General features: G+C 71.6%; 16 protein-coding genes. 8 read left to right on the plus strand and 8 right to left on the minus strand.

Features of this window, described 5'->3' with window-relative positions; genetic code table 11:
* Positions 1–69: 69 nt before the first annotated feature.
* The gene (locus FLL47_RS43200) at positions 70–612 is read right to left on the minus strand and encodes a hypothetical protein (RefSeq protein ID WP_186316011.1); all 543 of its coding nucleotides are present in this window, start codon (positions 610–612) and stop codon (positions 70–72) included.
* A gap of 65 nt (positions 613–677) precedes the next feature.
* Here FLL47_RS43200 and FLL47_RS31205 point away from each other — a divergent pair, with 65 nt between their 5' ends.
* Positions 678–1,223, plus strand: a complete 546-nt coding sequence (locus FLL47_RS31205; protein ID WP_342780362.1) for a 2'-5' RNA ligase family protein — start codon at positions 678–680, stop codon at positions 1,221–1,223.
* 114 nt (positions 1,224–1,337) lie between these two features.
* Here FLL47_RS31205 and FLL47_RS31210 read toward each other — a convergent pair whose 3' ends face one another.
* A complete protein-coding gene (locus tag FLL47_RS31210) occupies positions 1,338–2,435 on the minus strand; it encodes a sugar kinase (protein ID WP_144125675.1) in 1,098 nt (365 codons plus the stop codon).
* Positions 2,425–3,114, minus strand: coding sequence for a bifunctional 4-hydroxy-2-oxoglutarate aldolase/2-dehydro-3-deoxy-phosphogluconate aldolase (locus FLL47_RS31215; RefSeq protein ID WP_246158904.1), 690 nt, complete (start codon positions 3,112–3,114; stop codon positions 2,425–2,427). Before FLL47_RS31215 ends, FLL47_RS31210 begins: the two co-directional genes overlap by 11 nt.
* A 35-nt stretch (positions 3,115–3,149) precedes the next feature.
* On the opposite strand from FLL47_RS31215, the gene FLL47_RS31220 reads away from it, so the two are divergent.
* Complete coding sequence (locus tag FLL47_RS31220; protein WP_144125681.1) at positions 3,150–3,920, plus strand: IclR family transcriptional regulator; 771 nt, start codon at positions 3,150–3,152, stop codon at positions 3,918–3,920.
* 93 nt (positions 3,921–4,013) lie between these two features.
* Here FLL47_RS31220 and FLL47_RS31225 read toward each other — a convergent pair whose 3' ends face one another.
* A complete protein-coding gene (locus FLL47_RS31225; protein ID WP_144125684.1) occupies positions 4,014–4,412 on the minus strand; it encodes a hypothetical protein in 399 nt (132 codons plus the stop codon).
* 124 nt (positions 4,413–4,536) lie between these two features.
* On the opposite strand from FLL47_RS31225, the gene FLL47_RS31230 reads away from it, so the two are divergent.
* A complete protein-coding gene (locus FLL47_RS31230; RefSeq protein ID WP_144125687.1) occupies positions 4,537–4,959 on the plus strand; it encodes a YidB family protein in 423 nt (140 codons plus the stop codon).
* A gap of 162 nt (positions 4,960–5,121) precedes the next feature.
* Here FLL47_RS31230 and FLL47_RS31235 read toward each other — a convergent pair whose 3' ends face one another.
* On the minus strand, positions 5,122–5,874 hold the full coding sequence (locus FLL47_RS31235; protein WP_144125689.1) for a DUF2127 domain-containing protein: 753 nt from the start codon (positions 5,872–5,874) through the stop codon (positions 5,122–5,124).
* Between the two features lie 235 nt (positions 5,875–6,109).
* Here FLL47_RS31235 and FLL47_RS43205 point away from each other — a divergent pair, with 235 nt between their 5' ends.
* Positions 6,110–7,012, plus strand: a complete 903-nt coding sequence (locus FLL47_RS43205) for a hypothetical protein (RefSeq protein WP_186316012.1) — start codon at positions 6,110–6,112, stop codon at positions 7,010–7,012.
* Positions 7,013–7,035: 23 nt separating this feature from the next.
* Here FLL47_RS43205 and FLL47_RS31250 read toward each other — a convergent pair whose 3' ends face one another.
* Entirely contained in the window at positions 7,036–7,950 is a 915-nt protein-coding gene (locus FLL47_RS31250; RefSeq protein ID WP_144125698.1) for a polysaccharide deacetylase family protein, read from the minus strand.
* A 184-nt stretch (positions 7,951–8,134) separates the two neighbouring features.
* Positions 8,135–11,431 carry a bifunctional lysylphosphatidylglycerol synthetase/lysine--tRNA ligase LysX gene (gene lysX / locus FLL47_RS31255; protein WP_144125701.1) on the minus strand — a complete coding sequence of 1,099 codons (3,297 nt, stop codon included), beginning with the start codon at positions 11,429–11,431 and terminating at the stop codon, positions 8,135–8,137.
* A gap of 116 nt (positions 11,432–11,547) precedes the next feature.
* On the opposite strand from lysX, the gene FLL47_RS31260 reads away from it, so the two are divergent.
* From FLL47_RS31260 to FLL47_RS31270, 3 genes are read left to right on the plus strand one after another with little or no spacing between them, the layout of a single operon-like run.
* Positions 11,548–12,330: a hypothetical protein gene (locus FLL47_RS31260; RefSeq protein ID WP_144125704.1), complete on the plus strand. Its 783-nt coding sequence runs from the start codon at positions 11,548–11,550 to the stop codon at positions 12,328–12,330.
* A 50-nt stretch (positions 12,331–12,380) separates the two neighbouring features.
* Positions 12,381–13,220, plus strand: coding sequence for an NUDIX domain-containing protein (locus tag FLL47_RS31265; RefSeq protein WP_144125708.1), 840 nt, complete (start codon positions 12,381–12,383; stop codon positions 13,218–13,220).
* Between the two features lie 24 nt (positions 13,221–13,244).
* Complete coding sequence (locus tag FLL47_RS31270; protein ID WP_144125711.1) at positions 13,245–13,793, plus strand: NUDIX hydrolase; 549 nt, start codon at positions 13,245–13,247, stop codon at positions 13,791–13,793.
* Positions 13,794–13,927: 134 nt separating this feature from the next.
* Here the strand turns inward: FLL47_RS31270 and FLL47_RS31275 are convergent, their stop codons facing one another.
* Positions 13,928–15,055: a DNA polymerase III subunit beta gene (locus FLL47_RS31275; RefSeq protein WP_144125714.1), complete on the minus strand. Its 1,128-nt coding sequence runs from the start codon at positions 15,053–15,055 to the stop codon at positions 13,928–13,930.
* A gap of 88 nt (positions 15,056–15,143) precedes the next feature.
* Here FLL47_RS31275 and FLL47_RS31280 point away from each other — a divergent pair, with 88 nt between their 5' ends.
* Positions 15,144–15,500 carry a MazG-like family protein gene (locus FLL47_RS31280; protein ID WP_144125717.1) on the plus strand — a complete coding sequence of 119 codons (357 nt, stop codon included), beginning with the start codon at positions 15,144–15,146 and terminating at the stop codon, positions 15,498–15,500.
* The last annotated feature ends 82 nt before the right edge of the window (positions 15,501–15,582 follow it).

Below are 15,582 nucleotides of genomic sequence, written 5' to 3' on the forward strand. Positions count from 1 at the left end.
CTTGCGTGAACCGTTGGGTATGCCCGTTGTGGGCGTGTCGCACCCACCATTCGCGCAAGATCGTCGTGATCAGCGGGGGGCGTCGGCGGGGTGGGGGGTGTCCGCGGGGTGGGGGGTGTCCGTGGGGCGGGGGGCCATGGCTACGGCCCAGGCTTCTTGGACGCCGAGGAAGACCAGGATGGATAGGAGTACGGCTTCGAGTTGTAGTGGGGTGAGGCCGATGCCCAGTGCTTTGACGGCGCTCGGGGGGAGTACGGCGATGAGGGTGACCAGGGCGTAGGCGGGGACGGCTACGTAGCGGAGCAGGTTGGCGATGCCGTGGGTGCCGGTTTGGCGCTGGAGCTGGCGGGCGAGCAGGATCGCGCCGATGCCGCCGGCGATGCCGGCCAGGGTGAAGGCGGTGCGCCAGAGCAGGACCACGGTCGGGGCGACCTGGGCCAGCAGGGACAGCGTGCCGGGGATGGCGAACTGCAGGGAGACCAGGTAGGCCATGCGGCGCGAGGCGGCGTCGTGGCGGCTGAGCTCCTTGCGGTCGGTGACCACCACCAGCCACAGGCCGAGCAGGGTGAAGTTGATCGCGGCCACCGCGGCGTAGAACGGATCCAGGTTCACGGTGTCCGATCGTACGGCGAAATGCACCTTTTAGGCCGTCAATACTCGGTCGTCCGAGGACGATCATGGAGGTACTGTCTCCCACCATGGCCGCCGCCCTGGAGCTCTATCTCGACCCCGTCGCCACCGCGCGCCTGCGTACCCTCTGGAACGCCCTGGAGGCCGAGGGCGTGCCCACCCTGCGCGATCTCACCCACCGCAAGCACCGGCCGCATCTCTCCATCACCAGCGCGGACGTGCTCGACGGGCCGGCTGTCGAGGCGGCGCTGCAGGGGCTGGCGATCGCGCCGCCGATCAAGCTGGCGTTCGACCACATCGGGCAGTTCCTGGGCCGGGTGCTCTGGCTCGGCCCGGTGCCGACCGCCGAGCTGCTGGCCCACCACGCGGCCGTGCACGGGCGACTGGCCGCGGCGGGCATCGAGACCGGCTCGTTCTACCAGCCCGGGGCCTGGGTGCCGCACTGCACGCTGTCCATGCGGGTGCCGCTGGTACGCATGACCGACGCCATCCGGCTGTGCCTGGACATGCTGCCGCTGGAGGCGACCGTCGTCGGCGCGGCCGTCGCCGACCACGCCCGCGACCTGTACCACCCGCTCCCCACCACCGCCTGAACGAAGGAAGGGCACCTTCTTATCGCTATGCGATATAGAAGGTGCCCTTCCTAACTCCTCGCCGCGTTGACCTGCGACATTCCGCAGGTCAACGCGGTCCTGCCGATCGCGTGATCAGCGCTGGACGCGGGCGCCTGCGCCCGCCATCAGCGCCTCGACCTCGGTTCGGGTCGCCATCGAGGTGTCGCCGGGGGTGGTCATCGCCAGCGCGCCGTGCGCCGCGCCGTATTCGACGGCGCGGCCCAGGTCACCGGTGGTGATCAAGCCGTAGATCAGGCCACTGGCGAAGCTGTCGCCACCGCCGACCCGGTCCATGATCTCCAACGCGGGGCGGTGCGTGGCGTGCGCGAAGCCGTCGCGGCTCCAGGCCACCGCGCCCCAGTCGTTGACCGTCGCGCTGCGCACGGTACGCAGCGTCGTGGCCACCACCTTGAAGTTGTCGTACTCCTGCACGACCTGGCCGATCATCTTCTCGAAGTTCTCGGCTTCCAGGTCCGACAGGTCCTCCGAGGTGCCGGGCACCTCGAAGCCGAGGCTGGCGGTGAAGTCCTCCTCGTTGCCGATCATCACGTCGACGTAGCGGGCCAGCCGCCGGTTGACCTCCTGCGCCCGCGCCTTGCCGCCGATCGCCTTCCACAGGCTGGGGCGGTAGTTGAGGTCGTACGAGATGACCGTGCCGTGGCGGCGGGCAGCCGCCATCGCCGCCTCGATCACGTCGGGCGTGGTGTCCGACAGCGCGGCGTAGATGCCTCCGGTGTGGAACCAGCGCACGCCCAGCGTGCCGAACAGGTGCTCCCAGTCGACGTCCTCGGGACGCAGCTGCCCGGCGGCGGTGTGGCCCCGGTCGGAGACGCCGACCGCGCCGCGCACGCCGAAGCCGCGCTCGGTGAAGTTGAGGCCGTTGCGCACGGTGCGGCCGATGCCGTCGTACGGCAGCCACTTGACCAGCGAGGTGTCCACGCCACCGGTGAGGATCATGTCCTCCAGCAGGCGGCCCACCTCGTTGTCGGCGAACGCGCTGACCAGCGCGGTACGCATGCCGAAGCACCGCCGCAGCCCGCGCGCGACGTTGTACTCCCCGCCGCCCTCCCAGGCGCGGAACGAACGCGCGGTGCGCACCCGGCCCTCACCCGGGTCCAGGCGCAGCATCACCTCGCCGAGCGAGACCAGGTCGTATCGGCAGTCCTCGGCGGGACGGACGTCAACGGGCATCGGACTCTCCCCTCGTGTCGGTCTCGGCCGGCCGGGTGGCCGCGACGGCCGCGGCCGTACGCCGGGTGATCTCGGCGTAGTCCCCGGCGGCCAGCAGGTCGGCGGCGACCATCCAGGTGCCGCCGACCGCGAGCACGGCCGGCACGGCCAGGTAGGCCGCGAGGTTGGCGGTGGTCACCCCGCCGGTCGGCACGAAGCGCACGCCCGGGAACGGGGCCGACAACGCCTTGACCATCGGGGCGCCGCCGAGCTGCTCGGCCGGGAAGAACTTCACCACCTCCAGGCCCGCTTCGAGAGCCATCTGGATCTCGGTGGGGGTGGCCACGCCGGGGAACACCGGCACGCCGAGTTCCTGGCAGCGGCGCACCACCGCGGCGCTGAAGCCGGGGCAGACCACGTAGCGGGCGCCCGCCTCGACGGCCCGCTCGGCCTGCTCGGGGCTCAGCACGGTGCCCGCGCCGACGAGCAGGTCCGAGGACGCCGCGAGCCGCTTGATCGCGTCGAGCGCGGCGGGCGTACGCAGGGTGACCTCTATGGAGTGGAGGCCGCCCGCGGTGAGCGCGGCGGCCAGCGGCTCGGCCGCGGACGCGTCGGGAAGGATGACCACCGGCAGTAGCCGGTCACCGGCGAGCAGCCGGATGACGTCAGATGAGCATTCATGTTGGTGAACTACAGTCACGTATGTGACCATAGTGGCAGACGAAGGGATTGGCAATGAACCAGCAGGGGGCCGACCGCCCGCCGGTGAAGTCCGCCGACCGCACCCTCGAGCTGCTCGAGGCGCTCGCCGCCGGCGGCCCCCGCGGGCTCGTCGAGCTGTCCCGGGAGCTGGACATCCCCAAGAGCAGCCTGCACGGTCTGCTGCGAACGATGAGCCAGCGCGGCTGGGTGGAGACCGACGCCACCGGCTCGCGCTTCGGCCTCGGCGTCCGCGCCCTGCAGGTCGGCGCGGCCTACCTGGACAGTGATGACGCGATCGGGCTGCTCAACGCCGCTCTGGACGCGCTGTCGGCCCGCTTCGGCGAGACCGTGCACCTCGGCCGGCTCGACGGGCCGAACGTCGTTTACATAGCGAAACGCGAATCGGCCCATCCGCTGCGGCTGTTCAGCGCGATCGGCCGCCGCCTGCCCGCCCATGCCACCGCGCTGGGCAAGGCACTGCTGGCCGCGCGCCCCGACGCCGAGGTCGACCGCCTGCTCGACTGGCCGCTGACCGCGCTCACCGCGCACACGCTGACCACCCCCGACGCCCTGCACGCCGAGCTGGCCCGGGTGCGCGAGGCCGGTCATGCCGAGGACCGCGAGGAGAACACCGAGGGCATCATGTGCCTGGCCGTCGCCGTGCCACTGCGTACGCCGGCCGTCGACGCGATCAGCGTCTCCGTCCCCCTGGCCCGCCTGCGCGACACCACGGTCACCGAGATCGTCACCGACCTCCACCGCCACGCCACCCAACTCCGCGCCGCCGCCCACCTACTCCCCTGACCGGTCCCACGATCAACGGACCTGCCTGGCACCCGTGCGTATCTTGACCACACATACGCCCGGGTGCCAGGCAAGTCGAACGATCGAGAGCGGTCAGGCGCCGATGGCGGACTTGACCTTGGCGATGGCGGCGGTCTCGGTGTCCTTGACTCCGCCGGAGGCGTTGGCGACGTGGTCGCAGGCGGCGGTGATGACCGAGCGGAACTCGGTCAGGTCCTGTGGTGACTTGGCCTGCAGGATGCCTGCCGACTGCTGCAGCGCGGTGAGCACACCGGACTCCAGTTCGGCCGGGGATCCCTTGGGGATCTCGGGCAGGCCGCCGGATTTGAACACGCTCTGCAACTCGGGTGACGCACCCGCGAGCGCCTTGGCGCCGGCGATGCTCTCCTTGAAGCTCGCGAAGAAGCCCGGGTCCGCATGGGACACGAGGAACACGGCGCCGAAAGCCGCGGTGCGCAGGGTCTGGCGCTCTTGATCGGTGTATTCCGTCATGCGGCACATTCTGGACGAAGCATGTCCATGCCAGAGGCCATTTCGCTGCTTTTGCTTCAGCCGTTCGGCCGACCCCCTAGGGTCGAGGAAGAGTGTCCAGCACCGAGTACGGGGGTAACGGGAAATGGCAGTCGACCTCAACCAGATCATGAAGCTGATGAGCGACCCGCAGATCCAGAGCCTGCTCAAGGGCCTGTTCAGCCAGATGAGCGGCGGCGGCGGTGGCGGCGGCGGCGGCGGCGGCGGCGGCGGTCAGGCGAACCTCAGCGGTCTGGTGGATCAGCTGAGCAAGTCGGGCCTGGGCCCCCAGGTGCAGTCCTGGATCGGCACCGGCAAGAACGAGAACGTCACCGGCGCGCAGCTGCAGCAGGCGCTGGGCGGCGGCACACTCGAGCACGTGGCGGAGGAAGCCGGCACCACGCCGCGCCAGGCCGCCGACGACCTCGCCAAGGTGCTGCCGGAGATCGTGAACCAGGCGACGCCGCAGGGCCAGATGCCCGACCCGCAGCAGCTCCAGCAGATGATGGGCAAGCTGTTCGGCCAGTGACACCACCGGCCGCATCTGCGACCGTCTGCACCAGCGCCCGCCCGGCCCCGCCGGGCGGGCGCTCACGTCCATCCCCGGGTCGCAACTCTTGAAGAGTCGCGGTCTCAAGCGCCTCTGGATGCCGCGACTCTTCAAGAGTTGCCGCTCGGCGAGCCGTGGGCGTCACGTGCCGGTGGCGGCGCGGGCCACCTGGATGAGGCTGGCGTGGTGGCGTTCGGCGTCGTATGCGGCCCGGCCGCCCCGTACGCCGAACAGGCGCTTGCGGTAGACGAGGAACACCACCGCGCCGATGTTGATCAGCAGGGCGGTGACGCGGACCCAGGTGACGCGCTCGATCAGCTCGTACACCTCCAGCGGGATGAACGCCGCGGTGGCCACCGCGGCCAGGTATTCGCCCCAGCGGCGCAGCAGCCACAGCCCGGTGCCCTCGGCGAGCTGGAGCAGGCCGTAGCAGGCCAGCCCGGCGGTGATCCAGGAAAGCGTCTGCGGCCGGGTGGCCAGGGCGGTGCGCGCCAGGTGTACGAGCGGCGAGTCGGCCAGGTTCCAGTGCAGCCGGTCGGCCAGCGGCTGCAGCAGGGGCAGGTCCTGGTCGAATTCGGCCCGCACGGCGGGCTGCTCGCCGCGGAAGCGCCAGACGGCGTACGCCCCCAGCAGCAGCAGCCCACCGCGGACCACGCGCTCGACCGCCAGGGCCCGCAGCACCACGGCGTCGCGCAGCAGCTGCCCGCGCAGCGGCACGGGGGCCTCGTCTGCGGGGCCGGCGGCGCGCGGCGGGCCGGGCACGTAGTCCCCGCAGCGCAGGCAGCGCCAGGCCGCTCCCTCGACGGTGTGCACCCGCAGGTGATCGCGCAGTTCGGGCTCGTCCGGGGCGTAGCTCAGGTGGTGCCGGGCGCAGGCCAGCAGGTTCCAGTCCATAGCGCTCCCACCTGACTCCGACTCATAGATTATCCGGTTTCAGCCCGTTTCAGACCTATTGGTCGGCCACCAAGACTGAGTGAAATGTCCGTATTGCCATCAGCCGAAAGTACTACATCAACACAGCCTGAAAGCCTGGAGTGGGGCCGTGAACTGCACCTTCGTAGCGCTCAACAGTGGTCCGGGCCACTATTCGCAGGTGGGCACCGGTCGATCTCCTTTCTAAGCTCGTCGAATGCGTGGCAACGGAGCACACGAGCAGCGCGGAGTCGGCCGTCACCGAGCGGCCGCCCGCCAGAATCCCCTGACCAGTCCCCTCAAGTCCCTCGCGGAGGCGATCAGCCGGCTCAAGTCGGCCGACTCGCGCAAGCTGATGGCAGTGACCGGCCTCGTCGGCGTCCTGGGCGCCGCCACGGTCGGCGGAGTGGCGGCCGGTGCCGGCGCACCCGACCACCAGGTGACCCTGCAGACCGCGAGCGCGAGCCGGGCCGTGGCCGACCAGGCCGCGACGCGGTCGATGGACCGCGCCGCGACCACCGCGGTGAAGCCGGTCGAGGCCGCAGCCCCCAAGGCAGCGCCCAAGGCCCAGCCGAAGGCCGCAGCCCCCAAGGCAGCGCCCAAGGCCGCCCCGAAGGCAGCGCCCAAGATCGCCGCAAAGCCCAAGGTGGCCGTGAAGCCGAAGGCCGCCCCCAAGCCGGTCCTGCGCCCCGTCGCCGGGCTGGACATGACCCAGATGCGCAACGCCCAGGCGATCGTGCAGGCCGGCAAGGAGCTGGGCCTGCCCAAGCGCGCCTACGTGGCGGCCGTCGCCTGCGCGATGCAGGAGAGCCAGCTGTACAACCTGGCCAGCACCGTGTACGCGGAGTCGTACAACTACACCAACCAGGGTGAGGGCTCCGACCACGACTCGGTCGGCCTGTTCCAGCAGCGCCCGACCTCCGGCTGGGGCACCGTGCGGGACCTGATGCAGCCGAAGTACGCGGCGACCCAGTTCTACAAGGCCCTCGACAACGTCACCGGCTGGCAGGACATGCCGCTGACCCTGGCCATCCAGGAGGTCCAGGTGTCCGCCTTCCCGTACCACTACGCCAAGCACGAGACCCGCGCCCAGCAGGTCGTCGACGCTCTGACGCGATAACCGCACGCCACCGCGGCGGTGAATCACTGCCCCGGCCGTCCGAACCAACCGGTTCCGGATGGCCGGGGCTCTTCCATGCCCGGCGGCAGCGGGGCCAGGTGGAACCGCGTGATCAGGTTCGCCAGGATGGTGCGCAGCGCGGACAGGGTCCGGCCGCGGTCGCCGCCGCCGTCGTGCAACAGCACGATCGCGCCCGGGGTGGCCTGCGAGGTCACATCGGCCGCGATGCGGTGCGACGGCCCGAGCTGCCAGTCGTGCGGGTCGATCCGCCAGTGCAGCGCGGTCATGCCCAGCCGCCGAGCGGCGGCCACCACGACCGGTGACCAGTTCCCGCCCGGCTGGCGGTAGTAGGAGATGCGCGCCGACGGTGCCGCCCTGGTGAGGGCCTCGTTGGTGCGGCGCAGGTCGGCGAGCACCGTCTCCTCGTCGCGCAGGCCCAGCCACACGTCGTGGCTCCAGCTGTGGTTGCACAGCGTGTGCCCGTCCGCGACGACATCACGCACGAGCTGCGGATACTTGGCGGCCTTGGAACCGATCATGCAGAAGGTGGCCTGCACACCGTAGTCGCGCAGCAGCGCCAGCACCTGCGGCGTCCACACCTCGTCAGGTCCGTCGTCGAAGGTCAGCGCGACCTCGGGGGTGCCGGTGGTCAACCGGCTGCCGAACGGGCCGCCGCGCTCGACGGGCAGCGGGGGGCGGTCGGGCCCGGTGATCGGCTGGGGCTGGGGCGGCAGCGGCGGCAGCGCCAGCCGGGCCAGCGGCGCGACCCGATCACGTGAGATCTTGGGGCCGCCCTCCGGCCGGTCGCCGAGCCCGGCCCGGGAGCGGCTGCCGGCGAGGTGTCCGAGCAGGAATCCACCGACGAGGATGACGACGCCCAGCACCAGCGCGGTGACGATCACGCGCCGTCCGTTCCCGGGTGCTGATCCGGCACGCATGACTCCTCCTGCGGCCTACGTATCTGCACCATAGCAAAATGTCCAAAAGGGGCGTATCGAATCGTCGCGCTCGGTCTATTCACGAGCAGGATTCGCCTCACGACGGGAACGGCGGGCGCCAGAAGGCGGAAGAAAAGGGCAGGGCGCCCGCCGCTTGCGACCGGCACCCCGCACGACGGGAAGGTCAGCGGTTCCCGCGGACCAGTGGGAACGGCAGGGTCTCCCGGATGGACCGACCGGTGAGCAGCATGACCAGCCGGTCGACGCCGATGCCGAGACCGCCGGTGGGCGGCATGGCGTACTCGAGCGCCTGCAGGAAGTCCTCGTCCAGCTCCATCGCCTCCGGGTCGCCGCCCGCGGCCAGCAGCGACTGCTCGGTGAGCCGGCGGCGCTGCTCGATCGGGTCGGTGAGCTCGGAATACGCGGTGCCCAGCTCGGTGCCGAAGGCGACCAGGTCCCAGCGCTCGGCCAGCCGCGCGTCGACGCGGCTCTGCCGGGTCAGCGGGGACACGTCGGTCGGGAAGTCCTTGTAGAACGTCGGCATGACGGTCTTCTCCTCGACCAGACGCTCGTACATCTCGAGCACCACCGCGCCGCGGCCCCACTTCGGGTCGTACGGGATCTTCGCGTCGTCGCAGAGTTTGCGCAGCTTCTCCACGTCGGTGTCGGCGGTGATCTCCTCGCCGAGCGCGGACGAGATCGCCTCGTCGACGGTGCGCACGGTCCAGTCCCCGGACACGTCGTGCGGCTGCCCGTCATGCACGATCACGCACTCGCCGTTGGCGGCCTGCGCCGCGGACTGCACCACCTCGCGGGTCAGCGTCAGCATCGAGTCGTAGTCGGCATAGGCCTGATACGCCTCCAGCATGGAGAACTCGGGGTTGTGCTTGTAGTCCACGCCCTCGTTGCGGAAGGTGCGGCCCAGCTCGAACACCTTCTCCACGCCGCCCACGGCCAGCCGCTTCAGATACAGCTCGGGCGCGATGCGCAGGTAGAGGCGCAGGTCGTAGGCGTTGATGTGGGTGGTGAACGGGCGGGCGTTCGCGCCGCCGTGGATGCGCTGCAGGATCGGCGTCTCCACCTCGATGAAGCCGCGGTCGCTGAACGACTGGCGCAGGCTGTGCACCGCCGCGCTGCGCGCCCGCAGCAGGTCGCGCGCCGTACTGCTGGTGATCAGGTCGAGGTAGCGCTGACGGACCTTCGCTTCCGGGTCGGTCAGGCCGCTGTGCTTGTCCGGCAGCGGGCGCAGGCACTTTCCGGTGATCTCCCAGGTGTCGACGTGCACCGACAGCTCGCCGCGTTTGGTGGTGACCACCTCGCCGGTGACACCGACGTGGTCGCCGATGTCGACGGCCTCGGTCCAGGGAGCGACGTCGCGGTCGAGCATCAGCTGCAGCTCACCGCTCCAGTCCCGGATGGTCGCGAAGGCGATGTGGCCATGGTCGCGTTGCAGCATGACCCGGCCGGCCACCGACACCCGGTCGCCGGTGCGCGTGTCGGCGGGCGTCTCCGGATGCCGGTCGTGGATCTGCCCACAGGTCGCGGTCGGGTGGAAGCCCACCGGGTACGGGTCGACGCCGTCCGCGCGCAGCCTTTCGAGCTTGGCCAGGCGTACCGCCATCTGCTCGTTGACGCTCTCGTCGTGGGCCGCACCGGCCAGCTCGGCCGGTTCCGCCGGTGCGGGCAGGCCCTCCAGCACGGGTGCCGCGGTCGCGTCCAGTGCCGCGACCGGGGTGCCCGGCACGGTCAGGAAGCCTTCCGCGATCGCCGAGGCCAGGCCGACCTTGGCCAGGTCGCGCCGCTCGCCGAAGCACAGGAAGCGGGGCACCCACTCCGGCTGGTACTTGATGTTCGAGCGGTACAGCTGCTCCAGCTGCCACCACTTGGAGAAGAACATCAGCACCCGCCGCCACAGCCGCAGGACCGGCCCGGCGCCGATGCGGCCGCCCTCCTCGAACACCGCCCGGAACACCGCGAAGTTCAGCGACACCCGTTCCACACCCAGCTTGGGCGCGGCGTTCATGAGCGCGGTGACCATGAACTCCATGACACCGTTCTCGGCCTCGTGGTCGCGGCGCATCAGGTCCAGCGACAGGCCGCGGCGGCCCCACGGGCTGAACGACAGCATCGAGCGCACGATGCCGTCGCGGTCGCGGGCCTCGACCAGCACGCACTGCCCGTCGTTGGGGTCGCCGAGGCGGCCCAGCGCCATGGAGAAGCCGCGTTCGCTGTCGGTGTCGCGCCACCGCGTGGCCAGGTCCGCGATCTCCTTCATCTCGTCGGGCGGGATCTCGGCGTGCCGACGCACCGTCGAGGTGTATCCGGCCCGCTCGACCCGGTTGACGGCCTGGCGCACCTGGCGCATCTCGCGGCCGTCGAGGGAGTACCGGTCGGTCAGCAGGATCGCCTCGTCGCCCAGTTCGAGGACCTTCAGCCCGGCCTTGTGGTACGCCGTGGCGCCCTCCTCGCTCGCGCCCATGGCCGCCGGAGTCCAGGCGTAGCTGCGCGCCTCCTCCAGCCACGCCTCGATGGCCCCGCCCCAGGCCTCCGGATCACCGACCGGATCCCCGCTGGCCAGGCTCACGCCGTTGACCGGGCGGTAGGTGACCGCCGCCTTGCCGCTGGGCGAGAAGGTCGCCAGCTTGTCGCGGCGGGTCGCGAAGTAGCCCAGCGAGTCGCGCTCGCCGTAGCGGTCCAGCAGCCCGCGCACCTTCACCTCGTCGGCGGGCTCCAGCACCGAGTTGACCTGCTGTGAGCGCAGCAGTGTGAACAGGGCCGCAAACACCGCGATCGCGCCGAACAGGCCGAGCACGAAGTTGACCCAGCCGGGCGCGGCGCCGTCGCGGGTCACGTCGAACTCGAACGCGCCGCCGAGCACCTTCTCCGCCGCGTACGCCAGCTGCTCGCCGGCGTCCGAGCCGAGCGTGCCGGGGAACGCGGCGACGAGGCTGTAGCCGAGGCCGATGCCGACCGCGGCGACGCCCGCGAAGACGGCGAGGGCCTTCCACACGGCGCCTTTGCGGATCCGGGCGTAGAACTGGTTGCGGGCCAGGAACAGGATGACCAGACCCGCGACGCCGACGAGTACGGCGATGCTGGTGGCCACCCGGCCCCAGCCGCTGAACAGCGGCACTCCGGCATCGTCGACCAGCTCGCCCTCGGGCACCAGCGTGATGACGCCGAGCGCGAGCACGCTCGATCCGACGTCGATGACCAGGTAGACGATCATGGTCCACCAGGCGATCCGCTTGCGCCGTGCGGTCGCCGCGGCGAGGACCGCCATGAACGCGGCGTACGCGAGGTTCGCCGGGACCGGGATCAGGACGTCGTCCAGCACCCGGCGCACCGTCTGGGTGCTGTGCCCGATCGCGCCGCCGACTGCGGCCAGGGCGCTGATCAGGGCGATGCAGGCGATCAGGATGGCGAATACGCGGGGCACCGATTCCCGCCAGTCGCGTTTCGCGCGGGTCGCCGTGTCCACGTGCCACCTCGTCTCGTCGGCGAAGTATCCAGGCCGTCAACACGAACATATGGCACTCACTAGACTTAACGCAGCAAATACGATGAAAGCTCAGGTATGGAGGCGGAGGTGGGACGGTGTCCGACTGGTTCCACCGCACGGTCGTGGAGACCGGCCGCCTGCCCCTGTTCTGCTTCTTCGCCGGGGTGATCTTCGGGTTCGTCTTCATCCGGTTCTCGGTGCGCATGATCCGGGCGCAGGTGAAGTGGTGGCCCGGCAACGTCACCCCCGGCGGCGGCCTGCACATCCACCACGTCGTCTTCGGCGTCGTGTTCATGCTGGTGGCCGGGGTGGCCGCACTGATCGTGCCGGACGAGTACGTCGTCTGGCGGTCGATCCTCGCCGCGCTGTTCGGCATCGGCTCGGCCCTGGTGCTCGACGAGTTCGCGCTGATCCTGCACCTGGAGGACGTCTACTGGTCAGAGAAGGGCCGCACCTCGATCGACGCGGTGTTCGTGGCGGTCGCCGTGACAGGGCTGCTGGTGCTCGGCGTACGCCCGGCCGGGATCGACTCGCTGATGCTGGCCGCCGCCGCCGCGGGCGGCATCGGCTGGGCGATCGCCGGGGCGATCGCGTCCACCCACCTGGGGCTGGTGCTGCTCACCCTGGTCAAGGGCAAGATCTGGACCGGGCTGATCGGCCTGTTCGTCCCGGTGCTGCTGATCGTCGGCGCGATCCGGCTGGCCCGCCCGCACTCCCCCTGGGCACGCTGGCGCTACACCAGGCCGACCCCGAAGGCCGCCGCGAAGCTGGCCAAGTCGACCTGGCGGGAGGTGCAACTGCGGCGGCCCGCGATCAAGGCGAAGATCTGGTTCCAGGAGCTGCTGGCCGGACACCACGACGCTCCCCCACAACGGTGAGGCGGGCCGATATGGTGCAACCACCGTCGTCAGTGGAGGAGCAGCCCAAGGTGCGCCGTGCTCACGTCATCACCGCCTGGGCGGTCTGCACCCTGCTGGGCGGTCTGCTGCTGGCCCTGCCCGACGACGGGCCCCGCATGATCTCGTTCAGCGACGCGCACGGCCCCGGACTGCTCGACACGGTCGGTGCGGTGCTGGCCCTGGCCGGATCCGCGCTGGCCTGGTGGTGGATCTGGCGTGACCGCCGCCGGCTGGCCGCCGCGCCGCTGTGGTGGCAGGTCACCGCCCCCATCGCGGGCGGCCTCGGGCTCGGCCTGGTCGTCGCGTCGGTGTTCGGCGACTTCCCGCTGTGGTGGGCGGTCGGCGCGCTGCTCGTCACGGTGGTCCAGGTCGGGTTGTTCGTCTCGGTCATCGGCATCGGTGCGCACCGGCCCACCCGCGTACGGGTGACCGGCTACGTCACGCGCGGCGCGAACGACGCACTGGAGCTGCTGATCTTCGAATATCCGAGCACGCCCGGCACGCACCTGCCCGGCGGCGGCGTCGAACGGGGCGAGCTGCTCAACGACGCGATGGTCCGGGAGACGTACGAGGAGACCGGCGTGTCCGGCCCGCTGGCCGTGCTCGGCGTCGTGGGCGTGCAGAGCGGCCGGTTCGCCGACACCCGCCGGCCGTACCTGAACGTCTACTTCCACCTGCGCAGCGACGACGACCGCGGCCAGTGGCGGCACACCGTCATCGGCGATCCCGGCGTCTGGGACACCGGCCTGGTCGTCACCTGCCGCTTCATCCCCCTCGCCAAGGCCCGCGAGCTGCTGCGCGACACCGGCAACACCCAGCATGCCTTCCTCGACCTGCTGGCAGTCCCCGCCGCCAACCCCCTGTCCTGAGCCGCCCGCGGGTACGATCCCGCCGTGGCGTCCCCTCATGACCGTTTTCCGTTGCTGTTCGCCCCGCAGCGGTGGGAGTGGGCCGGCGTCGACTGCCGGTTCTCCATCACCCCGCCGCCGGACCGGCTCGTCACCAACGTGCACGTCGTCGGCTTCGCCGGCGACCGGATCGTGCTCTGCCGAGACGCCCGGGACGTCTGGTTCCTGCCCGGCGGCACCCGCGAGCCCGATGAGAGCGTCACCGAGTGCGCCGCCCGTGAGCTGCGCGAGGAGGCCGGTGCGGTGCTGCGCGGCCCGCTGCACGTCGTCGGCGCGCATCACGCGGTGTCCGACCAGCCCGCGCCGTACCGGCCGCACCAGCCGCACCCGGAAATGGCCTGGCTGTGGTGCTTCGCCGAGGTGAGCGTCGAGGGCGCACCGGTCAACCCCGACGACGGCGAGACCGTCCTGGAGGTACGCGCGCACGCGCTCGACGAGGCACGCCGCCTGCTCCTCACCGACGGCCCCTGGTACCCGGAGCTGGTCACCCTCGCCGCCGAGCAGCGCGCCGCCGGCACCGCCCCGCCGCTGTGATCATGCCGGTCTCGCAGTTTCGGGGAAAGTGCACGCAACGGGACGTCGATTCCTGCAGTTTCCCCGAAACCGCAAGGCCGCACGGCGTCGGCGACGCGGCGGCGGGTCCGGCGGTTCCCGTGGTGGGGTGTGGGTCAGGGATGGTGGGTCGCGTCCGCGGGGCGTAGGGGCACGACGAGGTAGCGCAGGTCCACGCCCGGTTCGGGCGACACGGCCGTGAACGCGGTGGGCCGCAGCGCGGACTGGATCTCCAAGCGCGCCTGGCGGCCGGCGAACGGGCGCAGCGCGTCGAGCAGGTAGCGAGCTTGGTACTGCCGGGTCAGCCGGTCGCCCAGCAGGTCGGCCTTGAGCGTCTCGGACGACTCCCCGGCCAGCGGGTCGCTGCCGCGCACGCACAGCTCACCGTCGCCGAGTTCGAGGGTCACCGCGCCGCGCGGCCCGGCATAGTGCGCCGCCCGGCCGACCGCGGCGGCCAGGGCGTCCGCGTCCACCCGGACCGTCGCCTCGGCCTGCGCCGCCAGCAGCTGGTCGAGCTGCCGGTCGGGAAAGGCCACCGCCAGAGATGCCGTGCCGACCGTCCACCCGGGCCAGGACAGCGCGAACAGGCCGTCCTGCGCATGCAGGGTCACGTCGGCCGAGCGGCCCGCCTGGCGGCCGAGCTCGGTGACGAGCGCTGCCGGAACCAGCACGTCCAGCTCCGCGTCGGGCTCCGGCCGCCAGGCCGGACGCGCCGCGGCGAGCCGGAAGCGGTCCGTGGCCAGCATCGAGACGACCGCGCCCGCGGAGCGCATGCGCACCGCCGTGAACAGCGGCAGCGCGTCCTCCCGGGAGGCCGCGCCGGCCACCGCGGCGGCGGCCCGCCAGTCCGCGCCCGTGAGCACGCCCACCGCCGCGGGCGCCTGCGGCGGGCGGGCAAAGGTGTCCAGGTCGAGCCGGGGCAGCGCGAAGCGGGCCCGGTCGGTGCGCACTGCCAGCCGCGCGCCCTCGGTGCACAGGCGCAGCTGCGGAGCGTCCAGCGTGGCCACGGTGTCGGCCAGCGCACGCCGCGACACCACCGCCTCGCCGTCGGTGTGCGCCGTCGCGGCCACCCGCACTCGCGCCCACGCCTCGCCGTCGGACGCGGCCAGCTCCAGCCCTTCGGCGTCGGCCCGCAGCAGCACCCCGGCCAGCGCGGGCTGATGCGCCCGCACGGGCAGCAGCCGCAACAACTGCGCCGCCGCCTCGGCCAACGAACCCGCCCCGACCGTCACATCCAACGACATGGGCCGCACGCTATCCACCGGGTACGACAACCCGGCAGGGCCGACGCCATGCCCGCCGTCCACGCGCCGCGCGGGTAGGGTGCGCCGGGTGGACGAGACGAGCCGGCGGGCGGTGGACGCGGCGGTGCGGTGGCTCGACACGCACCACGGCAGCGGACCTCAGCAGCAGACCATGCGCATCCTCAAGGTGACCGAGGAGGCGGGCGAGGCGGCCAGCGCCTGGATCGGCGTACAGGGCCAGAACCCGCGCAAGGGCGTCACGCACACGCCCCGCGAGGTCGCCGACGAGCTGGCCGACGTGGCCCTCGCCGCGTTCGTGGCGATCCGGAGCCTGGGCTTCGACCCGGCGGAGGTGCTGTCGGCCAAGGCCGCGAAGGTGCTCGACCGGATGGCGGCGCACCAGGCGCTCACGACGCAGCGCGGACAGGACACGGCCCCGCGCTGATCTGGGCGGCCGCGCCTCGGGCGACGGCGCAGTGCGGGACGCCGCCGACGTAAGGACCTCCGCCGGTGTCGATGCGTGATCA

It is taken from the genome of Catellatospora sichuanensis (assembly GCF_007483665.1).
Classification (GTDB): domain Bacteria; phylum Actinomycetota; class Actinomycetes; order Mycobacteriales; family Micromonosporaceae; genus Catellatospora; species Catellatospora sichuanensis.